Origin of the sequence: Oceanobacillus jordanicus, assembly GCF_022095695.1 — a bacterium.
In the GTDB taxonomy this organism is placed as follows: Bacteria; Bacillota; Bacilli; order Bacillales; family Amphibacillaceae; genus Oceanobacillus_B; species Oceanobacillus_B jordanicus.
Genome location: NZ_JAIFZM010000016.1, coordinates 1 through 25,138, shown reverse-complemented (window position 1 = coordinate 25,138; position 25,138 = coordinate 1). Strand labels below are relative to the sequence as shown.

The 25,138-nt window shown below is 40.9% G+C and carries 25 protein-coding genes and 1 tRNA gene; 23 read left to right on the top strand and 3 right to left on the bottom strand.

Annotation, left to right across the window (positions count from 1 at the left end; genetic code table 11):
• Window positions 1-43 precede the first annotated feature (43 nt).
• The 8 genes from spoVT to K3T81_RS15880 all read left to right on the top strand — a co-directional run bounded on the left by spoVT (window position 44) and on the right by K3T81_RS15880 (window position 5,924).
• Complete coding sequence (gene spoVT, locus K3T81_RS15915; RefSeq protein ID WP_106895382.1) at window positions 44-577, top strand: stage V sporulation protein T; 534 nt, start codon at window positions 44-46, stop codon at window positions 575-577.
• A gap of 205 nt (window positions 578-782) precedes the next feature.
• Complete coding sequence (locus K3T81_RS15910; protein ID WP_238021013.1) at window positions 783-2,387, top strand: putative polysaccharide biosynthesis protein; 1,605 nt, start codon at window positions 783-785, stop codon at window positions 2,385-2,387.
• Window positions 2,374-3,828 (top strand): bifunctional methyltransferase/pyrophosphohydrolase YabN, encoded by a 1,455-nt coding sequence (gene yabN / locus K3T81_RS15905; protein ID WP_238021012.1) that lies wholly within the window; start codon window positions 2,374-2,376, stop codon window positions 3,826-3,828. Before K3T81_RS15910 ends, yabN begins: the two co-directional genes overlap by 14 nt.
• On the top strand, window positions 3,825-4,085 hold the full coding sequence (locus K3T81_RS15900) for an RNA-binding S4 domain-containing protein (RefSeq protein WP_106895385.1): 261 nt from the start codon (window positions 3,825-3,827) through the stop codon (window positions 4,083-4,085). Before yabN ends, K3T81_RS15900 begins: the two co-directional genes overlap by 4 nt.
• Window positions 4,086-4,138: 53 nt before the next feature.
• The gene (gene yabP / locus K3T81_RS15895) at window positions 4,139-4,441 is read left to right on the top strand and encodes a sporulation protein YabP (RefSeq protein WP_036578223.1); all 303 of its coding nucleotides are present in this window, start codon (window positions 4,139-4,141) and stop codon (window positions 4,439-4,441) included.
• A complete protein-coding gene (gene yabQ, locus K3T81_RS15890) occupies window positions 4,438-5,031 on the top strand; it encodes a spore cortex biosynthesis protein YabQ (protein ID WP_275949845.1) in 594 nt (197 codons plus the stop codon). Before yabP ends, yabQ begins: the two co-directional genes overlap by 4 nt.
• Before the next feature lie 5 nt (window positions 5,032-5,036).
• A complete protein-coding gene (locus tag K3T81_RS15885; protein WP_036578225.1) occupies window positions 5,037-5,417 on the top strand; it encodes an FtsB family cell division protein in 381 nt (126 codons plus the stop codon).
• Between the two features lie 120 nt (window positions 5,418-5,537).
• Window positions 5,538-5,924, top strand: a complete 387-nt coding sequence (locus tag K3T81_RS15880) for a S1 domain-containing RNA-binding protein (RefSeq protein ID WP_036578227.1) — start codon at window positions 5,538-5,540, stop codon at window positions 5,922-5,924.
• A 135-nt stretch (window positions 5,925-6,059) separates the two neighbouring features.
• Here K3T81_RS15880 and K3T81_RS15875 read toward each other — a convergent pair.
• From K3T81_RS15875 to K3T81_RS15865, 3 genes are all read right to left on the bottom strand, one after another.
• Window positions 6,060-6,133: transfer RNA gene (locus K3T81_RS15875), tRNA-Met, on the bottom strand.
• A gap of 284 nt (window positions 6,134-6,417) precedes the next feature.
• Window positions 6,418-7,953, bottom strand: coding sequence for a DHA2 family efflux MFS transporter permease subunit (locus K3T81_RS15870; RefSeq protein ID WP_161464775.1), 1,536 nt, complete (start codon window positions 7,951-7,953; stop codon window positions 6,418-6,420).
• The gene (locus tag K3T81_RS15865) at window positions 7,950-8,396 is read right to left on the bottom strand and encodes a MarR family winged helix-turn-helix transcriptional regulator (RefSeq protein ID WP_106895388.1); all 447 of its coding nucleotides are present in this window, start codon (window positions 8,394-8,396) and stop codon (window positions 7,950-7,952) included. Before K3T81_RS15865 ends, K3T81_RS15870 begins: the two co-directional genes overlap by 4 nt.
• A 424-nt stretch (window positions 8,397-8,820) precedes the next feature.
• On the opposite strand from K3T81_RS15865, the gene spoIIE reads away from it, so the two are divergent.
• The 15 genes from spoIIE to lysS all read left to right on the top strand — a co-directional run bounded on the left by spoIIE (window position 8,821) and on the right by lysS (window position 24,789).
• Entirely contained in the window at window positions 8,821-11,271 is a 2,451-nt protein-coding gene (spoIIE, locus tag K3T81_RS15860) for a stage II sporulation protein E (protein WP_238021010.1), read from the top strand.
• 83 nt (window positions 11,272-11,354) lie between these two features.
• A complete protein-coding gene (locus tag K3T81_RS15855; RefSeq protein WP_036578230.1) occupies window positions 11,355-12,086 on the top strand; it encodes a VWA domain-containing protein in 732 nt (243 codons plus the stop codon).
• A complete protein-coding gene (locus K3T81_RS15850; RefSeq protein WP_238021047.1) occupies window positions 12,061-12,999 on the top strand; it encodes a protein kinase domain-containing protein in 939 nt (312 codons plus the stop codon). The genes K3T81_RS15855 and K3T81_RS15850 overlap by 26 nt, the downstream gene beginning before the upstream one ends.
• Window positions 13,000-13,083: 84 nt before the next feature.
• Window positions 13,084-14,478 (top strand): tRNA lysidine(34) synthetase TilS, encoded by a 1,395-nt coding sequence (gene tilS / locus K3T81_RS15845; protein WP_238021009.1) that lies wholly within the window; start codon window positions 13,084-13,086, stop codon window positions 14,476-14,478.
• A gap of 11 nt (window positions 14,479-14,489) precedes the next feature.
• On the top strand, window positions 14,490-15,035 hold the full coding sequence (gene hpt / locus K3T81_RS15840) for a hypoxanthine phosphoribosyltransferase (protein WP_106895391.1): 546 nt from the start codon (window positions 14,490-14,492) through the stop codon (window positions 15,033-15,035).
• A gap of 143 nt (window positions 15,036-15,178) precedes the next feature.
• On the top strand, window positions 15,179-17,200 hold the full coding sequence (gene ftsH, locus K3T81_RS15835) for an ATP-dependent zinc metalloprotease FtsH (RefSeq protein WP_238021008.1): 2,022 nt from the start codon (window positions 15,179-15,181) through the stop codon (window positions 17,198-17,200).
• A gap of 321 nt (window positions 17,201-17,521) precedes the next feature.
• Entirely contained in the window at window positions 17,522-18,295 is a 774-nt protein-coding gene (locus K3T81_RS15830) for a type III pantothenate kinase (protein WP_238021007.1), read from the top strand.
• A 22-nt stretch (window positions 18,296-18,317) separates the two neighbouring features.
• On the top strand, window positions 18,318-19,187 hold the full coding sequence (hslO, locus tag K3T81_RS15825; protein WP_106895394.1) for an Hsp33 family molecular chaperone HslO: 870 nt from the start codon (window positions 18,318-18,320) through the stop codon (window positions 19,185-19,187).
• A gap of 31 nt (window positions 19,188-19,218) precedes the next feature.
• Window positions 19,219-20,127 carry a peptidylprolyl isomerase gene (locus tag K3T81_RS15820; protein ID WP_106895395.1) on the top strand — a complete coding sequence of 303 codons (909 nt, stop codon included), beginning with the start codon at window positions 19,219-19,221 and terminating at the stop codon, window positions 20,125-20,127.
• A gap of 84 nt (window positions 20,128-20,211) precedes the next feature.
• Window positions 20,212-21,144 (top strand): cysteine synthase A, encoded by a 933-nt coding sequence (cysK, locus tag K3T81_RS15815; protein WP_238021006.1) that lies wholly within the window; start codon window positions 20,212-20,214, stop codon window positions 21,142-21,144.
• A 179-nt stretch (window positions 21,145-21,323) separates the two neighbouring features.
• Window positions 21,324-22,154, top strand: a complete 831-nt coding sequence (folP, locus tag K3T81_RS15810; RefSeq protein ID WP_238021005.1) for a dihydropteroate synthase — start codon at window positions 21,324-21,326, stop codon at window positions 22,152-22,154.
• Window positions 22,147-22,506 carry a dihydroneopterin aldolase gene (gene folB, locus K3T81_RS15805; protein WP_036578244.1) on the top strand — a complete coding sequence of 120 codons (360 nt, stop codon included), beginning with the start codon at window positions 22,147-22,149 and terminating at the stop codon, window positions 22,504-22,506. The genes folP and folB overlap by 8 nt, the downstream gene beginning before the upstream one ends.
• Window position 22,507: 1 nt before the next feature.
• Window positions 22,508-23,020, top strand: a complete 513-nt coding sequence (gene folK, locus K3T81_RS15800; RefSeq protein WP_238021004.1) for a 2-amino-4-hydroxy-6-hydroxymethyldihydropteridine diphosphokinase — start codon at window positions 22,508-22,510, stop codon at window positions 23,018-23,020.
• Window positions 22,990-23,217: a helix-turn-helix domain-containing protein gene (locus tag K3T81_RS15795; protein WP_106895398.1), complete on the top strand. Its 228-nt coding sequence runs from the start codon at window positions 22,990-22,992 to the stop codon at window positions 23,215-23,217. The genes folK and K3T81_RS15795 overlap by 31 nt, the downstream gene beginning before the upstream one ends.
• Window positions 23,218-23,289: 72 nt before the next feature.
• Window positions 23,290-24,789: a lysine--tRNA ligase gene (gene lysS, locus K3T81_RS15790; RefSeq protein ID WP_238021003.1), complete on the top strand. Its 1,500-nt coding sequence runs from the start codon at window positions 23,290-23,292 to the stop codon at window positions 24,787-24,789.
• Window positions 24,790-25,138 lie beyond the last annotated feature (349 nt).

The window sequence follows — 25,138 nt, the reverse complement described above, 5'->3', positions numbered from 1 at the left end:
TACTATCACCAATTTTCACCAAAGGAAAGTGAGGCTACTGAGAATGAAAGCAACAGGTATCGTTCGTCGTATTGATGATCTTGGAAGAGTAGTTATTCCCAAAGAAATCAGAAGAACTCTAAGGATCCGGGAAGGCGACCCACTTGAAATTTTTGTGGATCGAGAAGGCGAAGTTATTTTAAAGAAATATTCTCCTATTAATGAACTTGGACAATTTGCCAAAGAATATGCTGAAGCGCTATTTGATTCCCTACATTCACCAGTTATAATTTGTGACAGGGATGAAGTTATCGCGGTAGCAGGAGAATCGAAAAAAGATTATCTTAACAAAAATATTAGCCCTGATATTACAAAAATTATTGAAAATCGCTCCCCGGTCTTTGAAACAGAAAAAGGAAACATGGAAGTTATTGATGGAAAAGAATTTGAACTACATTCCTATTGTATAAGCCCCATTATTGCAAATGGGGATCCAATCGGTTGTGTGATGGTCTTTTCCAAGGAAGAGAAATTAACTAAAGTAGAACAAAAATCAATTGAAACAGCTGCAAGCTTTCTGGCCAGGCAAATGGAGTAATAGAGCAGAGGCACCAGATACAGGTGACTAAAACTATCTCGGAAAAGGCCCTATAGAGTGGACAGGTTACGATGTCTCCTATAGGGTACTTTTGTGTATACGGCTTTGGTTTGACAGGCTAAAGCGCTTAGGAGAGGTGGTTATTATCAGCCTGACAGGTGTGCTATAATAGAGACAAATTTAACGGAATTAAAGGGCGTTAGTCATGAGCAGGAACGAAACAAATCAGCTGTTAAAGGGTGCTCTTCTGCTGACGGCAGCTGGTATACTCAGCAAGCTGTTAAGTGCGGGGTATCGAATCCCATTGCAAAACCTCACGGGAGACATAGGGTATTATGTGTATCAACAGGTTTACCCGATACTTGGAATAGTTATGGTACTATCCTTGTATGGATTTCCTGCCGCTATATCAAAGATACGGTCCGAAACTGCTGGCAAAGCGGACGTGCAAACAATACGTAATTTTTATTTTCCATTGTTCCTTATATTGGTTATTCTGAACGGTTCTTTGTTCCTTTTCTTATTTATTAATGCACCAAATCTGGCAAGATGGATTGGGGACCCTGAACTTGTAAGTACATACCGCGTAACGGCAATTATTTTTCTTTTTGTCCCTTTTTTGGCGCTTTTGCGGGGGAGCTTTCAAGGGGAGCGACGAATGGCCCCAACGGCCATTTCACAAGTAACGGAGCAATTAATACGCGTCACGCTACTTATTACAGCTGCTATCGTAATAAGTGTAAAACAACTTGATATTTATGAAATAGGACATGCAGCGGCAATTGCCTCCATTGTAGGGGCTTTAGCGGGCACAGCTGTATTATTTGTGCTCTTTATGAAGGACATGCCAAGGAGTCGGGAAAAAGAAATAATAGAAATCCCCTGGAACTATTATGTCCGGACAATGTTATTGTTCGGAGCAGTCGCGGCGCTAAACCATATGGTCCTTCTCGTGATACAGTTTGCTGATACCTTTACATTGCTCCCAGGGTTAATTGAATCTGGTCTTGCTAAACAGGAGGCAATGGAGGCAAAGGGGGTATTTGATCGGGGCCAACCCTTAATTCAATTAGGAACGGTCCTCGGCTCTTCTTTTGCTTTGGCCCTCCTGCCAACTATCTCTCAGGAACGTCTAAAACAACAGCCAGCTTTATTTTACCAATATATGAGAGGGGCCCTTCTTTTTAGCTTTTATTTAGCATTGGGAGCTACCATCGGTTTGGTTCTTATTTTTAGAGAAGTGAATGTATTATTGTTTCAAAATGAACAAGGAACGGCTGATTTACGACTATTAGTCGTTTCGATCCTTCTTTGCTCGTTATCCGTTACGGCGGCGTCTATTTTACAAGGTCTTGGACATGTGAAAAGGACAGCAGGCTTTATCCTTGGAGCATTTTTTATCAAGTGGATTGCCAATCAACTGTTGGTTCCTCCCCTTGGTATTACGGGTAGTGCATTGGCCACCGTCTTAAGTCTGCTCCTGCTGTGTGCTGTTACCTTATATGAATTAAAGCGCAAGCTTCCAAAGTTGAACTTTATGAAAGTCGTGAATCTACGGGCAATGCTGACTGCGATTGGAGCGATGATTGTTTATGTGCTCGGCATGCATGCATTGCTAGCAGACCTATTTCAATCAAGCAGATGGCTTTTGCTGCTTTATGTTATATTTATCGCCTTTACTGGGGGAGGATTGTACTTATTTTGTTTGTTACGCTTTCGGGCATTTAACAAAAGTGAACTGAGTATGCTGCCATTTTCCACCTATTTATTACGTTTTTATAAAGGAAGGGAAAAAAATGAACAGAATTGATGTTATTGGTCTAGGTGCTGGAGATATTGATCAGCTCCAGCTTGGACTCTACAAAAAGTTACTACAAGAAAATCAAACAATTTTTACCCGCACAATAGACCATCCCGTGATACGTTCACTAAAAGAAGAGGGTGTGTCCTTTGAAGCCTTTGATCAGCTCTATGAGGCAGAGGATCGATTTCAAGAGGTTTATCAAAACATAGTAGATGCCCTGCTTGAGCATGCAAAGCATCGATCACTCATTTATACGGTGCCAGGCCATCCGATGTTAGCAGAGAAAACCGTCCAGCTCCTCCTTGAACAAGAGGAAGTAGAGGTGAATGTCTTAGGGGGCCAAAGCTATCTTGATGATCTATTCACAGCACTACGAATTGACCCGATAGAAGGGTTTCAATTTGTCGATGGAACGGCTTTTTCAAGAAGTGATTTAAACTATCAGCAGCATCTGATTTTTTGTCAGGTGTATGATCGTTTCATTGCTTCGGAAGTAAAGTTAAGTCTATTAGAGGATTTGCCTGCCGATTATATGGTGACTATCATGGAAGCAGCAGGCAGCGAGGCAGAGCAGATTCGCCAAGTTCCACTGGAAGAACTCGATCATGCGATGGAAATTAGTAACCTAACAAGTGTGTATGTACCGCCAGTGTCAGAAACGTTATTAAATCATACCTTCAATAGACTTCGTGAGGTTATTGCTGTATTAAGAAGTCCTGAAGGCTGTCCGTGGGATCGTAAGCAAACCCATGAAAGCTTGCGGGAATATGCTATAGAAGAAGTGTATGAGCTAATTGATGCGATCGACAACCAAGATGATGAAAATATCATTGAGGAGCTTGGCGACATTCTCCTTCAAGTGATGCTTCATAGCCAGATTGGGGAAGATGATGGATACTTTACAGTAGATGATGTAATTCGAGCTGTTACAGATAAAATGATACACCGCCATCCACATGTATTTGCTGACCGTCACGTTGATTCTGTTGAAGAGGTATATAAAAACTGGGAAGAGCTTAAAAAAGAGGAAAAACCAGGGGAACGCACTTCCGTTCTAGATGGCGTTCCAAAGAATCTACCATCTCTAGCAAAAGCCGTAAAGCTACAGAAAAAGGCTGCCAAAACAGGGTTTGACTGGGAGGAAGTAAAAGACATCTGGGCTAAGCTGACGGAAGAGTTAGATGAGGTAAAAGAAGCAATATCCGATGACAATAAAGAAGAAATAGAAAAGGAATTTGGCGATATTCTATTTGTCATTGCCAACCTGTCAAGGTATTATAAAATAAACCCTGAAGTTGCTCTAAATCGCACAAATGAGAAGTTTACTAGCAGGTTTGCATTTATTGAAGAACAGCTTGGGGAGCAACAAAAAGATATTCAAAAAGCAACCCTGCAGGAAATGGATGAACTGTGGGATAAAGCAAAGGAAAGAGAGGGATTGAATTGAGACTAGATAAATTTTTAAAGGTTTCTCGATTGATTAAGCGAAGGACGCTGGCAAAGGAAGTTGCTGATCAGGGACGTATTACAATAAATGGTGTTACGGCAAAAGCATCATCAACTTTATCAAAAGGTGATGAACTGGTTATTAGATTTGGCCAGAAGCTTGTGACCGTAAAAGTCAATGAGTTAAAGGAAATCGTGAGAAAAGATGAAGCGGAAATGTTATACAGTGTAATTAAAGAAGAGAAAGTAAACAGCTAGTTCTAACCTTGTCCCTCCTGTCATAAAGTAATAATGATAAGGAGGGTTTTACAATGAACTATTATGAAAATAAAGAAACTACTACGCGTGTACAAGCAGATCATGCGGTGAAAATTAATAATCGGAAGAACCTTGAGATCAGTGGTGTAAAAGAAGTGGACAGCTTTGATAATGAGGAATTTCTTTTAGAAACAGTTATGGGGTATTTGATTGTAAGAGGGCAGAACCTGCAGCTGAAAAACCTTGATGTAGGGGAAGGCCTGATTACCATTAAGGGGAAAATTTATGAGCTTTCCTATGTCGATGAGCAACAGCAGGAGAAAGCTAAAGGGTTCTTTAGCAAGCTTTTCAAATGACCCTTAGCACGCAGTTCTTGACAATGCTTACAATGGTTTCAAGCGGTTTCTATCTGGGTATAGTACAGGACACCTTTCGTCGATTTACACCATACTGGAAAAAGAGGGTTGTCCTCACCTATACCATGGAAATAAGTTTTTGGTTAACCCAGACGCTTATTGTGTTTTATGTCTTATTTCGGGTAAACGGGGGAGAGTTGCGCTTTTATATATTTGCAGCTTGTTTGCTAGGTTTTGCTACCTATCAAGCCTTAGCCGCTGACTCTTATAAAAAGCTTCTTGAGCATATTATTCGTATCATGACAGCTGTCTATCGCTTCGTTGAACGTTGTGTGATAGCGTTGATAATTACCCCCATTAAATGGATATTAAAACTCCTCTGGACGATTACCTTTCATGTATTTAAATTATTAGGGACGGTACTTTTATTTTTACTAACCGTTATCATAGCCCCGATTGGCTGGATATTCGGATTCATCTATCGGCTATTACCAGAAGGTTTTAAAAAAAACATTCGCAAACTTGCAGGATTTTATAGTAAAATGAAGAATATATGTATAAAGCTAATGAAACGCCTGAAAAGGAGGTAGAAGCTTTGTCTTCTAACAAAGAATCGGTAGCAAAACTAAATTCAAATTATACGCAGCAATATGATGTTTACATACAAAGACAGAAGAGAAAGAAGCAACGTTTGGTCCGTAGGCTGGTATTATTCTCTATTGTTGTCGCCATTGTAATAGGAGGCATTGCTGCATACCATGTGAAACAACGAACGGTTTATGCGGAGAAGCTTGACCAATATGAGGAGCTTGAAAAGGAACTGTCGGTATTGGAAAAGAAAGAAGTGAACCTGAAAGAAGAAATATCCTTGTTAAATGATGAGGATTACGTGTTAGAAATAGCCCGTACGAACTACTTCTTCTCAAAAGAGGGAGAGCTTATTTTTAAGATACCTGAGGAAGACCCCTCTTATTGACACACTTTTGAAAGCTTCGCTATAATATAATACAAAGCATTTGTGTTTTATGTAGCACATTAAAAACGAGGATGAAAGATTGCTCGTTTTTTTTAAAATTTTAAGGAGGAGCATTTTTTTATGTCAATCGAAGTAGGCAGCAAGTTGCAGGGAAAGGTAACAGGGATCACTAATTTTGGGGCTTTTGTGGAGCTGAAAGAAGGCACTACTGGGCTCGTACACATTAGTGAGGTTGCCGATAACTATGTCAAAGACATTAACGAACACCTGAGTGTGGGTGATGAAGTTACGGTCAAAGTAATTAATGTCGGGAAGGATGGCAAGATTGGACTGTCGATCAAGAAAGCAAAAGACAAACCAAAGCGTCCGCAACGTGATACGAGGGAGCGTACAGAGTCATTTGAATCTAAAATGAATCGTTTCCTTAAAGACTCTGAAGACCGTTTATCCTCTTTGAAGAAACACACGGAATCCAAACGCGGAGGACGGGGTGCTAAGAGAGGATAGCAGTTGCTGTCTATAGACAATGCTCTATGAAGATAAAAAACAGGAATCACCAGCTGTGGTGATTCCTGTTTTTTAATTTATAACTTAGAAATGGCAAAATAAAAACCCCTCTGCATCATGCAGAGGGGTAAGTGATAGCGGCGGAGGGGATCGAACCCACGACCTCACGGGTATGAACCGTACGCTCTCGCCAGCTGAGCTACGCCGCCAAAATAAGTCAACAAAAAATATAATACATCAGGACAGCCCATGTGTCAATAGATTTTGAGAAAAAATGATAGGATGCCTCCCATTTGAAGGAGGCATCCTACAATGTCGCACACATCGCCCTTCCCTGATAAGGGTTTTGCTCCTTAACACGTATGCCCATCATGGCGGGGGCATGACGTTCAAATCGCAAGGGGATTCCCGGCGAAAAGCGTATCATCGATTCATCCTATAAAGGTAGGTCGACTAAAACCGGCCTTGCCGGCCAACGCTGACATTTCCCTTCTTACTTGTCTGTTTGTAGATTCGTACGGGTTTGCATTTTAGCTGCAGTTTTATCTGCCATTTGCTTATTGTAGGCTTCATCTTCTTCGACTGGTTTTGTCTTTTTGATAAAGAAGGAGAGAGCGAACCCAATTAATGCAAAGACGGTTGCCACTGTAAAGGCATCGTTAATTCCTTCGATAGTAGCAAGGTTTTCGATAACCCCCATTTGTTTTTCTGTAGGCATCCCAGTAGCCGGCATAAATTCTGGTATATGTTTGGCTGTTTGGGCACTCATTACTGTAACTAAAAAGGCTGTACCAATTGAACCAGACATTTGGCGTAAGGTATTGGCCATCGCGGTACCGTGAGAATAAAGTCGTCTTGGAAGCTGATTTAACCCAGCGGTCATAATGGGCATCATAATCATGGAAATACCGATCATTCGTGCAGTATATAATGCCATCATGGAATAATATCCTGTGCTGTCAGTCAGGTTTGCAAAGAAATAGGTTGTCACTGCTGTAAGGAATAAACCGACTAAAGCCAGTGGACGGGCGCCAATTTTATCAAATAGTTTACCAGTAATAGGTGACATGATTGCTGAAATTAAAGCGCCGGGCAATAGCAATAGACCAGACTCAAGTGGTGAGAAACCACGGATGTTTTGTAAATAGATTGGAATTAGGATCATGGCTGCAAACATGGCCATGGTTACTACTACGCTGATAACTGTAGTTAGAGAGAACATATTGTATTTAAATACGCGAAACTCAAGCATTGGTGTTTTCATGCGAAGCTGTCTTCGAACAAAGAAAAACATAATAGCTGCACCAATTGCAAGTGTCAAAATAACAGTAAGACTTCCCCATCCCTTTTCTCCTGCACTACTAAACCCATAAAGCAGGCCGCCAAAGGCGAATGTGGAAAGGACGATGGACTTAACATCTACTTTTGGATTAGATAGTTTGGTTACATTTCGTAATAAGAAATAGGCAAGGATAATATCGATTACGACAATTGGGAATACAATAAAGAATAGTACACGCCAAGAATAATTTTGCACAATGATCCCTGATAGTGTTGGACCAATGGCTGGGGCAAACATCATTGCTAGACCAATATATCCCATGGCTGCACCACGTTTTTCAATACTAAATAGGCTTAGGATGACATTCATTAGGAGTGGCATCATTATTCCAGCACCAGATGCTTGTACGACACGTCCGGCCAGAAGCGTTGGGAAAGAAAATGATAATCCACAAATTAGTGTTCCGAGAGCAAATAAGGACATTGCTGTAAGGAACAAATGCCTTGTTGAAAACTTCTCCATAAGAAAAGCGGTTATGGGAATAAGAATTCCGTTAACCAGCATGAAAATCGTCGTCAGGGATTGTGCAGCGTTTGCTGACATATCCATATCTACAATCATGACTGGTAATGCTATATTCAAAAGTGTTTGGTTTAAGATAGCAACAAATGCACCCATGACCATAACGAATATTATGGGTTTTTTAGGTACCTCTGAAGCCTCTACATATGCTGAACGATCTTTCATTGTATATCATCTCCGATTAATTTCATTTTTTCTTGAACTAACTGATGCAAACGCAACAGTTCTTCTAAGTCTTGTTCACTAATTTCTCCTAACGGATCCAGCCGTTTAAAATATAATGCATGCGTTTCCTCTTTTTTTTCTTTTCCGAGCGGGGTTAAACTCAGAACAATGGCCCTTCTGTCAGCTTTAGAATGTTCTCGCTGGATGTAATTTGCCTTTACTAATCGATCAACGGTAGTGGAAACAGCGCTCTTTCCACTATTCATTCGTTCGCATAATTGAGCCAAACTAAGGTTTGGTTCATCATCCAATATTTTAAGGATTTGTAACTGCACTACTGTAACACCAAGCTCATTGGCATGATGCCACATCTGCTTATGGAAGATATTGTGCATCTTGCGAAAGGAATACGTAATGTGCCTGATCTTTTCTTCGTTATCCATGCAATTCAACTCCTAGTTGTAAATTAGTTCATGCACGAACATTTCGGCATAAGAAGTATTATATGAAATAGTGGATACTTTGGCAAGGGGTTTTTACTAGAAATATAAAAGTAATTATTTTCTGTGAAAGGGAATTACGCAGCTTATGTAACATGTGAAGTTATAAATACTTCGTTTCGCCATAACCTCAGCTGATTCGGCAATGAAATTTTCTTAAAGCGAAATCATAATTAGGTGGTTTATCGACTAAATTGCGCTATGTAATGGGTTACTGCCTGCAGACAAAAAACTTCTTACCATGTAGAACTCTGCTGAAGTACTAAAAAGACGTCGAACGATTTATGGGACCTGCTCTGTTGTTTTGACAAAAAAAGAAGTCATAATGTGGTTTAATTAACCTCACTAATGACGGGAGTGGTTTTATATGAGTTCAATTTCTGGGATAGATCCTGGTGTATATGGAGCAGAGAATGGTAATAAGGTGAAAGCGCTTCGAAGAAAGGTCCATACTAAAGTTTCAACGCTGTTTTTGGATAAAGGGATACTCTACTACATTGTTGGCTTTCTGTTGGGACGAGCTGTTATCCTTTCTGCAGTATCGCCTTTTGCAGTAGCGTTTCTCGCAACGATGTGGTTTGTTCATCGAGAAAAAACAGCCAGATCCCTTCTCGCTGTTTTAGCGGGTGCGTTAACTTATTCAATCCCGCAAAGTATTTTTCTTTCTATTGCTATATTGTTATTTATTTTAATGGCCGGGTTTTTTAAGAAAGTCAAAAGGCAGCAGATCCTTATTCCTCTATTTGTCTTTTCTTCCACAGTGGCAACCCGTCTATTTCTATATTCTCTTAATGGGCAGTTAAGCTCCTATGAATGGTTGCTACTCTTTGTCGAGGGTGTTCTGGGAACGGTCCTTGTATTAATCTTTATGCAGAGTATCCCACTTTTATCCCCTAAACGTTATAAACCGAGTTTGAAAAATGAAGAAATTGTCTGTGTGATTATTCTTATAGCATCCATTCTCACAGGTACAATTGGATGGGAGCTATATGGTGCCTCGGCGGAGCAGGTTTTGTCTAGATACTTTGTATTGCTATTATCGTTTGTTGGAGGTGCAGCGATTGGTTCTACCGTTGGGGTAGTAGCGGGGCTAATTCTATCCCTTGCGAATGTAGCCAATCTTTATCAGATGAGCTTGCTCGCATTTTCTGGCCTACTTGGTGGCTTACTTAAGGAAGGGAAGAAGCCAGGGGTGGCTGCTGGTTTACTTGTCGGTACTTTTCTAATTGGCATTTATGGTGATGCTGCCAATGTTGTACCATCCATCATAGAGTCATCTATGGCGATCGTCTTATTCCTACTAACGCCAGCAAGTATCTTTAAACGGATTGCCCGCTATATCCCTGGAACAGAAGAATACACGAAAGAGCAAGAACAGTATTTACAAAAAGTCCGCAATGTGACGGCAAAACGTGTCGAGCAGTTTTCCGATGTGTTTGAAGCCCTATCGAAAAGCTTTAACACCATGGATCCACCCGAACTGGAAGAAGAGGATTCAAAGCGAGAAACAGACTATTTTCTAAGCCAGGTGACAGAGAAAACATGTCAGACCTGCTTTATGAAGGAACGCTGCTGGCAGAAGCAGTTTGATAAGACCTATGCTTATATGGAAGAAATGAAAGAGGATATGGCGGAAGGAAATGAGCCAAACCGAAAAGTAGCCAGGGAGTTTGAAAATTACTGTGTCAAATCTAAGAAGGTAGTAGAAGCAATGAAAGAGGAAACGTCCTTCTTGGAAGCAAATAGAAGGTTGAAACAACAAGTAATGGGAAGCAAGCGGTTGGTAGCAGATCAATTACAAGGTGTTTCGGAGGTAATGGATGACTTTGCAAAAGAGATTTTAAAAGAAAGGCAGCAGCATGAGCAGCAGGAGGTGCAAATTATTAATGCACTGAAGCATATGGGAATAGATCTTGAAAAGCTTGACATCTACCGTCTTGAAAAAGGCAGTGTGGACATCGATATGACGGTTAGTTTTTATAGTTATAACGGAGAGGGCTCTAAGCTGATTGCACCTGTTCTCTCAGATATATTAAACGAAATGATTATCGTGAAGGAAGAGGAGATTTCGCCATTCCCAAATGGGTATAGTTACATCTCCTTTGGCTCAGCAAAAGCGTTTGTTGTGGAAACAGGTGCCTCCAATGCAGCGAAGGGTGGAGGACTTGTATCAGGTGATAGCTTTACAACAATAGAGCTTGGTGCAGGGAAATACGCTATGGCAATTAGCGATGGAATGGGGAACGGAAAACGTGCCAGAGAGGAAAGCATGGAAACATTAAGACTCTTACAGCAAATTTTGCAGACCGGTATTCCAGAGAAGGTAGCTATCAAGTCTATTAATTCTATTCTTTCCTTAAGAACAACGGATGAGATGTTCGCCACATTAGACCTAGCAGTGATCGATTTGCATAATGCGTTTGTTCGCTTTTTAAAAATTGGTTCATCACCAAGTTTCATTAAACGAGGAGACAAGCTTATTCGCGTGGAGGCAAGCAATTTACCAATGGGAATTATTCAGGAGTTCGATGTAGACATCGTGAATGATCAGCTTATGGCGGGGGATGTCCTTATTATGATGAGTGACGGAATATTTGATGGTCCAAAGCATGTGGAAAACACAGATATGTGGTTAAAACGAAAAATCCGTGAAATGAAGACAGAGGATCCTCAAGAAATTGCTGATTTATTACTAGAGGAGGTTGTTCGGACACGCGCTGGTGAAATTGAAGATGATATGACCGTGCTTGTGGCTAAGATTACCGAGAACAAACCAGAATGGGCAGCAGTTCCTGTTTATCGTGACAAAGCGCAATAGAGTAGGAATATGGCTTGTGAAAATGTATAAACCTTCCTTTTTCTGGCGATGATGTTACTGGAATAAACGGGAGGTAGATGGTTTTGAAAAAAGGTACGATAAAGCAAATATTACTTATAACAGACGGATGTTCTAATAAGGGGGAAGACCCAGCTGCTACTGCTGCGCTTGCAAATCAGCAAGGTATCACCGTAAATGTAATTGGGATTATGGAAGATACACACACAGAAGAGACAGAAGGGTTACAAGAAGTCGAGGAGATCGCGCAATCAGGCGGCGGGGTAAGTCAGCTTGTCTATAAGCAATCCCTATCCCAAACTGTACAGATGGTTACAAAACAGGCTATGACGCAAACATTGCAAGGCTTTGTAAACAAGGAACTAAAGCAAATACTCGGCTCAGAGCAATCCATGGAAGACCTTGATCCGGAAAAACGAGGAGAAATTATGGAAGTTGTGGAGGATATGGGGGAGACATGTGACCTGGAAGTACTTGTACTCGTTGATACAAGCGCCAGTATGCATGATAAACTTGAGACAGTGAAGGAAGCATTAATCGATCTTTCGCTCAGCTTAAATGCAAGAATCGGACGGAATCGGTTCAGCATTTTTAGTTTCCCTGGTAAACGCAAGGATATGGAAAAAGTATTTGACTGGTCTCCGAGACTTGATTCCATTTCCACTATCTTTCCAAAGCTAACGAGTGGTGGTATTACACCAACAGGTCCAGCGATTAGGGAAGCAATGTATCAGTTTGGAAAGAAAACCTTATTAAGGAGCTTCAGGGATGATGAAGCAGGATTGGAAGAAGCATGATTCGGAAGTTAGACCAGGGATGTTCATTGAAGGTAAATGGCACAAAAAGAAATATCTAATTAAGAAAAAGCTTGGAGCAGGTGCAATCGGCTCCGTCTACTTATGTGATGTCAATGGACGACCTGCCGCACTAAAAATTAGTGACAATAGCACATCAATGACGGTAGAGGTCAATGTACTAAAATCACTTGAAAAGGTCCAGGGTACTCGTCTTGGGCCTTATTTATTGGATGTCGATGATTGGGCATCCCCGCTTGGGGCAAAGTATTCCTTTTATGTCATGGAATACTTAAAGGGAGAACCCTTAGGTGCCTTTATTCAACAGCAGGGGAAAGAATGGCTTGGCGTTTTCATGCTCCAGCTTTTGGAGGATCTAAACAAACTTCATCAGTCTGGATGGGTTTTCGGTGATTTAAAGACAGAGAACTTGATGGTCATCCAGACACCGCCAAGGCTTCGGTGGGTGGATGTGGGAGGAACCACACAAATTGGTCGAGCAATTAAGGAGTACACTGAGTTTTATGATCGGGGATATTGGGGAATGGGGACAAGAAAGGCTGAACCGAGCTATGATTTATTCGCCTTTGTGATGGTGTTCTTACATGTATATTATCCAAAGCGGTTTGAAAAAGGGGCCAACCCAGAAGCAACTTTAATGCGAAAAATCAATGAGGTAAAAGCACTTACACCATATCGTCATGTATTGAAAAAAGCGTTAATTGGCAAATACACTTCAAGTGCTGATATGAAAAGAGAACTAATACAGCTGTTACAAAGGGTTCAACACCATAAACAAACACAAACTCGTACCCAGAGTAGGAAAAAGACGAAATCGACAAAACCGGTTGCAATGGAAATAGGCGGCTTAACCTTCTTAGCTGTTGGCTACTATTTGTTATCCCTGCTTTTATAGTCTGGTTCAGCAGTGGAGCTTGCTTTATTCCCTGCTAATTCTGTGATAGGATGAACAAAAATGGGTTAGTTGGAGATGCACATAATGAAAAACACAATCCTTTCTTTTATAAAGGGAAAACAGTTACTTACAATGAATGCTACCGTCCTTATAGGGGTGTCCGGGGGGCCTGACTCCATGGCGCTTTTACACTTTCTTAAAAGTTTGCGAAAGGAGTGGCAGCTTAAACTCATTGCAATTTCTGTAGACCATCAATTACGGGGAGAGGAGTCCTTGGAGGACCTTCACTATGTAAAGGAAATGTGCAAGCAGTGGGATATTCAATTTGTTGGAACTTCTTTGGACGTTCCTGCGTATAAAGAAACACACCACCTTGGAACCCAAATTGCTGCGAGGGAGCTTCGTTATCAGTTCTTTGCTGAACAAATGCAACGTTTTAATGCATCCTATCTAGCGTTGGGTCATCACGGGGATGACCAAGTCGAGACAATGTTAATGGAATTTGTCCGTTCAGCAAGCTCAAACACTTTATCAGGGATTCCTGTTAAAAGAACCTTTGCGACAGGTAGAATTATTAGACCATTTCTCTGTGTCACCAAAAAAGAAATTGAAGCCTACTGTGTTGCAGAACAAATCGTTCCGAGAATAGATCCTTCTAACAATGAGATAAATTACACACGGAATTATTTTAGAAAACAAGTTCTACCATTAATAAAAGAAAAAAACAGTAATATACATACAACAATGCAGCACTTAAGTGAAACCCTTCAAGAGGATGAAAACTTCCTCCAGATGGAAGCTAAAAATATGGTTAAAGCTGTGGTTGGAACTAATCTCTCCAATTGTGAAGCCATGTTTGAAATTAATAGCTTCAAGCAGTACCCCCGCGCTTTACAAAGACGTGCCTTTCATCTAATATTAAATTATCTGTATGAAGATTTGCCAAAGAACCTATCTTATGTACACGAAGCGCATTTTTTCTCATTATTACAAAGTGAAAAAAGCAATGTCCAAATTGATTTCCCCCACCATTTAAAGTTGGAAAAGTCCTATGCAAATGTACGGTTTTATTTTGAAACGCAACAGGAGCAAGGCGACACGTTTCATAACATAATGGAGATACCAGGGAAGGTTTCCTTACCAGACGGATCGACCGTTACGGCTTTGTCCGTTAATAAGTGTACAGAGGAGGACGAGCTTACATATTTTTGTAGTATGGATCAGGTAGCTTTACCATTACATATTAGAACACGGCAATTTGGTGATAAGATGCGTTGGAAAGGTTTGAATGGAAGTAAAAAAGTAAAAGACATCTTTATCGATGCAAAAATCCCAAGAAATGAGAGGGATACCTGGCCAATTGTAACAGATAATAATGGGGAAATTCTCTGGCTTATCGGCCTTAAAAAGGGATACCCCAAAAGAAAGTCGAACTCTGCTTCGTATATTCAATTACACTATGAAAATGGCAACATGTAGGAGGAGCAAACATGCACGACGATATTAAGGAAATTTTAATCTCCCAGGAAGATATCACTAATAAGTGTAAAGAACTTGGGGAACAACTGACTAAGGAATATGATGGGAAATTCCCATTGGCAATTGGTGTCCTAAAAGGGGCAATGCCATTTATGTCTGACATCCTTCGTTACACAGAGGTTCATTTGGAAATGGACTTTATGGATGTTTCCAGCTACGGGGGTGAAATGAGATCTTCTGGTGAAGTTAAAATAGTCAAAGACCTTGATACAAAGGTAGAAGGCCGGGACCTGCTGATAATTGAAGATATTATCGATAGTGGTTTAACCTTAAGTTATTTAGTGGATCTGTTTAAATACCGTAAAGCCAAGTCCATTAAAATTGTAACACTGCTTGATAAACCGTCTGGCAGAACAGCAGCAGTGAAAGCAGACATAGTTGGGTTTGAAGTGCCTAATGAGTTTGTTGTCGGTTATGGTTTAGACTATCAAGAGAAATACCGCAACCTTCCATATATCGGTGTACTTAAGCCGAAAATTTATGGTGGAGAAGAATAGTTTTTCTTCAATAAAATAGGGATTTAAAAGCGTTAAGAACAATTCATGGATTAAACTGGTTGAATAAGGGAAATTAGTTGTATTCCAACTTTTTCTTATGGTACGATGTTATATAGTTTTTCCCGCTTGGGAGGAGGTAGGCAATGAATCGGATATTTCGCAATGTATTCTTCTGGGTACTCATATTTTTTGTCGTTGTCGGCGTAATAGGAGTATTTAACGGACAGAATGAAGAAGCAGAAGAATTTAATGTAAAACAATTTACGGATGCTTTAAATAATGGTGAAATCGAAGAGATGACGATGCAGCCAGCAAATGGTATTATCCGCTACTCCGGAACACTTACGGATGAAGAAAAACAATTCGTAGCACAGGTTCCAGATAATACAGATATAGTTGCCTCGATCACAGATCAGGCTCAGGAACAAAGTATACTTAAAGTAGAAGAAGAGGAACAGCCAAGTGCTTGGGTAACTTTTCTAACTACTATGATACCGTTTCTAATTATCGGACTGTTCTTCTTATTTATACTTAGCCAGGCACAAGGTGGAGGCGGCGGTGGCCGTGTCATGAACTTTGGTAAAAGCAAAGCTAAAATGTACAGTGAAGAAAAGAAAAAGGTACGTTTTAAAGATGTAGCAGGTGCTGATGAAGAGAAACAAGAGCTCGTTGAAGTAGTGGACTTCTTGAAGGATCCACGTAAATTCTCCGCCGTTGGTGCGAGAATTCCTAAAGGGGTACTGCTTGTAGGACCTCCAGGTACAGGTAAAACATTGTTGGCACGTGCAGTTGCTGGAGAAGCCGGAACACCATTCTTCTCTATTAGTGGTTCTGACTTTGTTGAGATGTTTGTTGGTGTCGGGGCATCCCGTGTACGTGATTTATTTGAAAACGCGAAGAAGAATGCGCCATGTATCATTTTCATTGATGAAATTGATGCTGTTGGTAGACAGCGTGGTGCTGGACTCGGCGGTGGTCATGATGAACGTGAGCAAACATTGAACCAATTACTTGTTGAAATGGACGGCTTTGGTGTAAATGAAGGTATCATTATCATTGCTGCAACAAACCGTGCAGATATTCTTGATCCAGCCCTCTTACGCCCAGGACGTTTTGACCGTCAAATTACGGTAGACCGCCCTGATGTAAAAGGTCGTCAGGAAGTATTGCAAGTTCACGCAAGAAATAAACCACTAGATAGCACAGTGGATCTAAAAGTTATTGCGATGCGTACCCCAGGATTCTCTGGTGCGGATCTGGAAAACCTTCTTAACGAAGCGGCACTTGTTGCGGCTCGTTCAGACCGAACGGAGATCAATATGCTTGATGTCGATGAAGCGATTGACAGAGTAATCGCAGGTCCTGCGAAGAAAAGCAGAGTTATCTCACAGAAAGAACGTAATATCGTTGCATACCATGAAAGTGGTCACACGATTATCGGGATGGTCCTAGATGATGCAGATATGGTTCATAAGGTAACCATTGTCCCTCGTGGCCAGGCTGGCGGATATGCTGTCATGCTCCCAAGAGAAGATCGTTACTTCATGACAAAGCCAGAGCTGTTTGACAAGATTACAGGGCTACTTGGTGGACGTGTTGCCGAAGAATTAATCTTTGGAGAAGCAAGTACTGGAGCACATAATGACTTCCAACGTGCAACAGGAATTGCTCGTAAGATGATCACCGAGTACGGTATGAGTGATAAAATAGGACCGCTCCAGTTTACTAGTGGCGGCGGTGGCGATGTATTCCTTGGTAGAGATATCGGCAATGAGCAGAATTATAGTGATGCCATTGCACATGATATTGATCAGGAAATGCAGAATTTCATCAATTATTGTTATGAGCGCGCGAAAACCATTCTTACGGAAAACCGCGATAAGCTTGAATTAGTTGCCAAAACGCTTCTTGATGTAGAAACACTTGATGCGAAACAAATCAAAGCACTCTTTGAAGATGGCACGCTTCCTGAGCCAGAAGATTACGGTACGGAATCTAAAGATGTGAAAGTAAACATTCAATCTAAAGACGAAGAGCCGGAATCTTACACAGAAGCAAAGGAAGAGGTACAACATAAAGAAGAAAAAGATCGTTATATTAATGATCCGATTATGCAGGATAACAAACCTGCTTCCGGTGATGATGACGATAAAGAGAATAAATAAGATTAATTGATAAATGAAAGGCAGTTCTCCAAATTGGAGGGCTGCCTTTTTGCTTATCTAGGTTACCTTTCTTGTTCTGGTCCCTTTATGGTTTTGCAGTATTTATAACACATTATCTAAGAGGTGATTTTAGGCAAGGAGGAGAAATATTTTAGCGAGCCTAAAAGAAAGCCTTATCCAACAGGGGTAGCGAATCTAGACATTGCACATTTCATGTTGAATTATGTTATATTATAAGGTGAAATTGGGATTTAAGAGGCTTATCCCGCCTTACCCCCACCAAATGAAGTTTCACTTTATATAGAAGGGTCTGGATACGTTATGCTATTTGTACTGGATGTAGGAAACACGAATACGGTTCTGGGAGTGTTTGAACAGGACGAGCTTAAACACGAATGGCGGATTAAGACAGACCGTTATAAAACAGAAGATGAATTTGGAATGCTAATTAAGTCTTTACTTGATCATAAAGGGATAGCCTTTTCAGATATACATGGGGTTATCATTTCATCTGTTGTTCCGCCGATAATGTTTGCGTTGGAGAAAATGTGCAAGCTTTATTTTAATATAGAACCCCTGGTTATCGGGAAGGCAGATGTTCAGTCCCATCTTAAAATGCAGTACCCGAATCCACATGAGATTGGAGCAGATCGTATTGTCAATGCGGTGGGCGCCATCACGGAATACAAGGGACCATTAATCATAATTGATTTTGGTACAGCTACAACGTATTGCTATGTTAATGAGGACGAGGAATATGTAGGCGGCGTTATTTCCCCGGGCATAAATGTTTCAATGGAAGCACTTTATAGCAAAGCATCTAAGTTGCCTAAAATAGAAATTGTACCACCAGAGCGTGTAGTAGGAACTTCAACAGTGGAAGCAATGCAGTCTGGTGTGTTTTATGGATATGTTGGTCAAGTCGATGGAATAGTAAAACGTATTGAGAAACAACACAATGTAAAAGCAACAGTTATAGCCACTGGGGGATTGGCAGCGTTAATTTCCCATGAATCAGACACGATTGATCATGTAGACCCTCATTTAACATTAAAAGGACTTTACCTGATCTATCAAAAGAATTACAAAGCGTAATGTACAAAAGGAGGAAAACAGCATGAAGGATTATTTAATAAAAGCAACGGCATACCAGGGGAAAGTAAGAGCATATGCTGCGACATCTACGGAAACAGTGGAAGAGGCTCGTGGAAGACATGATACCTGGGCAACTGCATCTGCTGCTATGGGGAGAACGTTGACCATTACAGCTATGATGGGGGCTATGTTAAAAGGTGAAGATTCACTAACTGTAAAAGTAGAAGGTGGAGGACCAATCGGCGCTATCATAGCAGATGCTGACGCGAATGGCCATGTCCGTGGTTATGTATCGAACCCGCATGTGGATTTTGATTTAAATGATAAAGGAAAACTCGATGTAGCAAGGGCAGTAGGAACAGAAGGAAACTTAAGCGTTATTAAAGACTTAGGGCTTAAAGATTTCTTCACAGGAGAGGTACCGGTTATTTCCGGGGAAATTAGTGAAGACTTCACGTATTATTTTGCTAACTCAGAGCAGGTCCCTTCTGCGGTAGGTGCAGGAGTTCTTGTGAACCCTGATCACACTATTTTGGCTGCTGGTGGTTTTATTGTTCAAATTATGCCAGGCGCGGATGATGACATTATTACACGATTGGAAAAGCAAATTGAATCAATCCCACCTATTTCTTCGTTAATTAGAGAGGGGAATAGCCCAGAGGAAATACTAGAACGGTTACTTGGTCAAGAAGAGCTAAAAATTCATGAAAAGCTACCAATCGAATTCCGTTGTAGATGTTCGAGAGAAAGACTTGAACAAGCTATCATTGGATTGGGAAATGAAGAGATAGAAAACATGATTCAGGAGGACCATGGTGCTGAAGCAAGTTGTCACTTCTGCAATGAGAAATACGTATTTACTGAGGAAGAGTTAAAGACATTAAAGCAGTAAAGCGAGCAAGGTACACAGGGGGAATTGAGGAATGTCCAAAAAATTATTGCTTAGCATCATCGTTATCCTACTCATCACCAATATCGCTACCTTAACTTTTTGGAATAACGGGGAGCAAACATCTGTAAGTGAAGAGGATGAAGGTGTTCCTGCCATTGATGCGAAAAAGCCAGTTGCAACTGTTGGTGATGTGGAAATCACTTACGAAAATTGGATGAGCAGCTTGCGTTCCAACCATGGAGAAAAACAATTGAAAACGTTAATTGACCACCAGGTTGTAAGTCAATTGGCGGAAGAAAAGGGAATTGAGATAGACGAGAAAGTAATAGACCGAGAAGTAGCAATGTTGACCGCTATGCAAGGTGTCATGACCAAGGAAGAACTTGATAAGGCAGAAGAAGGGTGGCGTAAGGATATCCGTTACCGTTACCAATTAGAAATGCTGTTAACGGAAGGAACCGAAATCCCTGAGGGAGATATGGAGAGCCATTATCAAACCTACGGCAACCAGTATAATGTTACACCATCTATGCAGCTTTCCCATATCGTAGTTGAGGATGAAGAAACGGCTAATAAAGTTGTAGAAGAGTTGGATAATGGAGCCTCTTTTAACATGCTTGCAAAAGAGTACTCTACTGATGAAGAAACAAGGGATGATGGCGGCTATATGGGATACATTTTTACTACTAGTCAATTCTTCCCTGCAGGCTATGAAGATGTAGTTGCCGATATGGATGAACATTCATATAGCGAACCTTTCGAAGTGGGGAGCGGTTATGCCATTGTTTACCTGCACAAAAGGTTATCAGCAATCGATTTTACCTATGAAGAAATGAAGCCATATATTAGAAGTGAGCTAGCTATGCATGAACTCGATCAAACCCTAAACGCGAACCCTTTATGGGAGGAACTGGACATTGAATGGGTGTATGATGAATAAACTACTATAGGTTGACATTTACTGTGATAAACCGTACATTAGAATTAAATCATACAAAATGACTAGGAATTAGGAGGGGTTTTAATGAGAGTAGCTGATAATATTTCTGGACTGATTGGTCAGACTCCTATTGTGAAACTAAATGGGATTGCGGAAGAAAACAGTGCTGACATTTATGTAAAGCTTGAATTTATGAATCCTGGAAGTTCAGTCAAGGACCGAATTGCATTAGCAATGATAGAGGCAGCTGAAAAAGAGGGTGCTTTAAAAGCGGGCGATACGATTATCGAGCCAACAAGTGGAAACACAGGAATTGGCCTCGCGATGGTAGCAGCTGCTAAAGGGTACCGTGCGATTCTAGTCATGCCAGACACAATGAGTAAAGAGCGAAGAAATCTACTGCGTGCATATGGAGCGAAGCTTGTCCTGACGCCAGGAGCCGAAGGAATGAAAGGTGCTATTAGTAAAGCAGCAGAATTACAGAAAGAAAATGGCTATTTTATGCCACAACAATTTAACAATGAAGCGAACCCTGAGATACATGCCCGGACAACAGGGAAAGAAATTGTCGAGCAAATGGGAGAAGAACTTGATGGGTTTGTTTCTGGAATTGGAACAGGTGGGACAATTACAGGAGCTGGAAAAGTATTAAAAGAACATTTTAAAGGGATTAAAGTATACGCAGTCGAGCCAGAGGATTCTGCTGTACTATCTGGGGATAAGCCTGGACCTCATAAGATTCAGGGTATCGGAGCAGGTTTTGTTCCACAAATACTCGATACAAAAATTTATGATGAAGTGATTCGTATTTCAAATGAGGAAGCCTTTGCTACCTCTCGTGAAGTAGCTACTACAAATGGAATACTCGGCGGGATTTCAGCTGGAGCCGCGATAGCAGCAGCCAAAAAGGTTGCCAAACAGCTTGGCAAAGGGAAAAAAGTTCTAGCTGTATTCCCTGACAATGGAGAGCGTTATTTGTCTACACCGCTTTACCAATTTGAAGAGGATAATAACTAAGAACTCTTTGATGTAAGGCCAGCACCTGCGGAGGTGCTGGCCTTTTGTCTGGGAGAACAGTGGATACCGGTTAGCTTACGATGGTTCATGTTTAGCGTATGGCGAAACAGGTCGCCTGCCATGCGGGTTTATGGTACGATAGTAGGTGACTTAAAGGTGCGAAGGAAGGGCCGATTTAGTTGAAAATTAAAACAAAACATACTATATACGATCTAACAGAACGAACACATATTATGGGAATACTGAACGTAACACCAGACTCCTTTTCAGACGGAGGTAGCTATGATTCTGTTCATAAGGCGGTGCAGCAAGCAATTCTTATGGAAGGCGAAGGGGCGGACATCCTTGATATCGGCGGGGAATCCACTCGGCCGGACCATGATCCCGTAGCACTCGAAGAGGAATTAAATAGGGTCATTCCTGCTATCAAAGCGATCAAGGAAAAGGTATCGTTACCAATTTCAATCGATACCTATAAGGCAGAAACTGCAAGAAGAGCACTAGAGGCCGGAGCTGATATGATTAACGACGTTTGGGGAGCAAAAAAAGAACCGGCAATTGCACAAGTTGCGGCAGAATATGATGTGCCGATTATTTTGATGCACAACCGCGATAATATGGATTATGATGACATCATCGAGGATATGAAGCAGGACCTTAAAGAAAGCATTGATATTGCCCGCTCAGCAGGAGTAAAGGAAGAGAATATAATATTGGATCCGGGTGTTGGCTTTGCGAAAACAGGAGCCCATAACCTTATGGTGATGAATAACCTTGAGGCATTCCGTGAATTAGGTTTTCCGATGTTACTAGGTACCTCCAGAAAACGATTTATTGGAAATGTACTGGATAATGAGCCAAAGCAGCGTGATGTGGGGACAGGTGCAACGACCTGCCTCGGCATAACGAAAGGTATAAAGATTGTACGGGTCCACAATGTAAGAATGAACAAAGAATTGGCCACAATGATGGATGCAATGCTTAGATCAGGAAGTGAAGAAATTGGATAAAATAGTTCTGCAAAACCTCCAGTTTTATGGGTATCACGGATTACTCCCTGAGGAAAACAAGCTCGGGCAGCGGTTTAATGTGGATGTCGAGTTATACGTTAGTTTGCAGAAAGCGGGGCAATCAGATAACATGCATGACTCCATCCATTATGGACAGGCCTATGAGAAGATCAAAGCAGTTGTTGAGGGAGAAGCAAAAAACCTAATTGAATCCGTTGCAGAGGGCATTGCAGAAACGTTGCTTCATTCCTTTTCCATGCTTACGGCTTGTAGGGTGAAGGTGATAAAGCCTGATCCGCCGATACCAGGGCATTATCATTCTGTTGCCGTGGAAATATATAGGGAGAGATAGGATGAACACAGTATATATTGCATTAGGGACAAATATTGAACCGAGAGAAGACCATCTCAAAGAGGCACTGCGGTTGCTAATGGCTCATTCGGAGATAACAATAGAGAAGGTTTCTTCTATTTATGAAACAGCGCCTGTTGGTTATACCGATCAGGCAGACTTTCTAAATATGGTGGTGCATGTCCATACCTCTGATTCTCCAGTAGAGTTGTTGGACAAGTGCCAGGAAATTGAGCAACAACTCGGTAGAAAGAGGGGAGTTCGCTTTGGCCCTCGCACGATAGACCTTGACATTTTGCTTTATAATCATGAAAATAGTAAAACGGAACGATTAATAATTCCTCACCCAAGAATGCATCAACGAGCTTTTGTTCTTATACCATTATATGAAATTGCACCAACGATATTGATACAGGCACTTGGGAAAAATGTGAAGGAATTAGTAAGAGAACTTCCAGAAACAGACATAAAGGATGTACGAATATGGATGCAAAGCGGATCGGTAGAAGAATAAAGGCCTTTCGCAAGTTAAAAGGGTACACACAAATAACGTTTGCGGAAAAGGCAGATGTTCCTATTGCTGTAATAGGGGCTGTAGAAAGAGGAACGAAGAAGGCAGACGATGAATTACTTAAAAGAATTACAGATTTCCTTGAAATTACAAGAGAAGAATTAGTGCTGGATAAAGAGACAGAAGATGTCCGGCCATAAAAATGAATTAGAAATAGATCTGCTAGCTTAATATTTGCAGGCTTTTATAAATTAGATTATGGATTTATATTAATGACAGGAGTGATAGTGGTGTCAGAAGAATTAAATGAACATATGCGGGTAAGACGTGACAAGTTGAATAATTACAGAGAGCAAGGACTTGATCCGTTCGGCAGTAAATTTGAGCGGACGCATCTAGCGCAGGAATTACTCGATTCATACGACCAATTTACGAAAGAAGAACTAGAAGAGAAGACAGATCAAGTGACTATAGCAGGGAGAATGATGACCAAAAGAGGAAAGGGAAAAGCAGGTTTTGCCCACATCCAAGATTTAAGTGGTCAAATTCAGTTATACATTCGAAAAGATGCTGTTGGAGAAGAGGCATATGAATTATTCCAATCCACTGATCTAGGAGACATCGTCGGTATCACTGGTGTTATGTTTAAAACAAAGGTTGGGGAGCTTTCTGTAAAAGCTGCTGAATTCCAACTGCTGACGAAATCACTTCGCCCATTACCTGAAAAATATCATGGCCTTAAAGATATTGAACAACGCTATCGTCAGCGTTATCTTGATCTTATAACGAATCTGGATAGCAGAGAGACATTTGTATTGCGAAGTAAAATCATTCAATCAATGAGACGTTATTTAGATGGACAAGGGTTTCTTGAGGTTGAGACACCTATGATGCATGGTATTCCTGGAGGGGCATCTGCTCGTCCGTTTGAGACACATCATAATGCGCTTGACATTCCTTTATATATGCGTATCGCGATTGAACTACATCTAAAACGCCTTATTGTAGGTGGATTAGAAAAGGTTTATGAAATCGGACGCGTATTCCGTAATGAAGGTGTATCAACAAGACATAATCCAGAATTTACGATGATTGAGCTGTATGAAGCTTATGCTGATTACAAGGATGTTATGGCCTTAACAGAGAACTTAATTGCACATATTGCCAAAGAAGTTCTTGGTACAACAAAAGTGACCTATGGGGAAGAAGAAGTGGATCTTGAGCCAGCCTGGAGAAGGGTGCACATGGTAGATGCTGTTAAAGAGGCAACTGGAGTAGACTTCTGGAAGGAAATGTCTGACGAAGAAGCGAGAGAGCTTGCGAAGGAAAATAGCATTGAGATAAAAGAGACCATGTCATTTGGCCATGTCGTAAACGAGTTTTTTGAGCAGAAGGTAGAAGAAACACTCATCCAGCCTACATTCGTTTATGGACATCCAGTTGCAATTTCACCACTTGCTAAGAAAAATCCTGAAGATGAGCGGTTTACAGACCGTTTCGAGCTATTTATTGTAGGACGCGAACATGCAAATGCATTTAGTGAGTTGAATGATCCAATTGATCAACGTGAACGTTTTGAAGCCCAAGTGAAAGAAAGAGCAGAGGGTAACGACGAAGCCCATCTTATGGACGACGATTTCTTGGAGGCCCTTGAATATGGTATGCCACCAACAGGTGGTCTAGGTATTGGAATCGACAGGTTAGTTATGCTCCTAACTAATGCGCCGTCTATCCGCGACGTACTATTGTTTCCACAAATGCGTAATAGATAATATGAGTATAGGTAAAGCCCGCCGGAGGTTACACTCCGGCGGGCTTTTATATACACTTCTATAGTTGGATATACTATAGAAGAAGAGGTGAAATTCCATTGTGAAAAGGACTTAAAAGCAAGTTGGAAAGTTGGCTAAATAATATGAATATACTTTCCTTTAATTTCTTTTTAAAATGTACTTGCATTCAAAAGTGAATCGTGGTAAATTAATTAACGTTGCTTCAACAGACGGCAACAAGATAAACATTTTGAGAGATAAACAGTTAAATTATTTTCAAAAAAACATTGACTTAATCTTCTCAACATGGTATATTAATAAAGTCGCCAAATTGATAAGCGACTCACTA

Excerpts from the sequence above, each read along its gene's own strand:
- spoVT (WP_106895382.1), top strand. The coding sequence starts at position 44 with ATGAAAGCAACAGGTATCGTTCGTCGTATTGATGATCTTGGAAGAGTA.
- K3T81_RS15910 (WP_238021013.1), top strand. The coding sequence starts at position 783 with ATGAGCAGGAACGAAACAAATCAGCTGTTAAAGGGTGCTCTTCTGCTG.
- yabN (WP_238021012.1), top strand. The coding sequence starts at position 2,374 with ATGAACAGAATTGATGTTATTGGTCTAGGTGCTGGAGATATTGATCAG.
- yabP (WP_036578223.1), top strand. The coding sequence starts at position 4,139 with ATGAACTATTATGAAAATAAAGAAACTACTACGCGTGTACAAGCAGAT.
- yabQ (WP_275949845.1), top strand. The coding sequence starts at position 4,438 with ATGACCCTTAGCACGCAGTTCTTGACAATGCTTACAATGGTTTCAAGC.
- K3T81_RS15880 (WP_036578227.1), top strand. The coding sequence starts at position 5,538 with ATGTCAATCGAAGTAGGCAGCAAGTTGCAGGGAAAGGTAACAGGGATC.
- K3T81_RS15870 (WP_161464775.1), bottom strand. The coding sequence starts at position 7,953 with ATGAAAGATCGTTCAGCATATGTAGAGGCTTCAGAGGTACCTAAAAAA.
- K3T81_RS15865 (WP_106895388.1), bottom strand. The coding sequence starts at position 8,396 with ATGGATAACGAAGAAAAGATCAGGCACATTACGTATTCCTTTCGCAAG.
- spoIIE (WP_238021010.1), top strand. The coding sequence starts at position 8,821 with ATGAGTTCAATTTCTGGGATAGATCCTGGTGTATATGGAGCAGAGAAT.
- K3T81_RS15850 (WP_238021047.1), top strand. The coding sequence starts at position 12,061 with ATGAAGCAGGATTGGAAGAAGCATGATTCGGAAGTTAGACCAGGGATG.
- tilS (WP_238021009.1), top strand. The coding sequence starts at position 13,084 with ATGAAAAACACAATCCTTTCTTTTATAAAGGGAAAACAGTTACTTACA.
- hpt (WP_106895391.1), top strand. The coding sequence starts at position 14,490 with ATGCACGACGATATTAAGGAAATTTTAATCTCCCAGGAAGATATCACT.
- ftsH (WP_238021008.1), top strand. The coding sequence starts at position 15,179 with ATGAATCGGATATTTCGCAATGTATTCTTCTGGGTACTCATATTTTTT.
- K3T81_RS15830 (WP_238021007.1), top strand. The coding sequence starts at position 17,522 with ATGCTATTTGTACTGGATGTAGGAAACACGAATACGGTTCTGGGAGTG.
- hslO (WP_106895394.1), top strand. The coding sequence starts at position 18,318 with ATGAAGGATTATTTAATAAAAGCAACGGCATACCAGGGGAAAGTAAGA.
- K3T81_RS15820 (WP_106895395.1), top strand. The coding sequence starts at position 19,219 with ATGTCCAAAAAATTATTGCTTAGCATCATCGTTATCCTACTCATCACC.
- cysK (WP_238021006.1), top strand. The coding sequence starts at position 20,212 with ATGAGAGTAGCTGATAATATTTCTGGACTGATTGGTCAGACTCCTATT.
- folK (WP_238021004.1), top strand. The coding sequence starts at position 22,508 with ATGAACACAGTATATATTGCATTAGGGACAAATATTGAACCGAGAGAA.
- K3T81_RS15795 (WP_106895398.1), top strand. The coding sequence starts at position 22,990 with ATGGATGCAAAGCGGATCGGTAGAAGAATAAAGGCCTTTCGCAAGTTA.
- lysS (WP_238021003.1), top strand. The coding sequence starts at position 23,290 with ATGACAGGAGTGATAGTGGTGTCAGAAGAATTAAATGAACATATGCGG.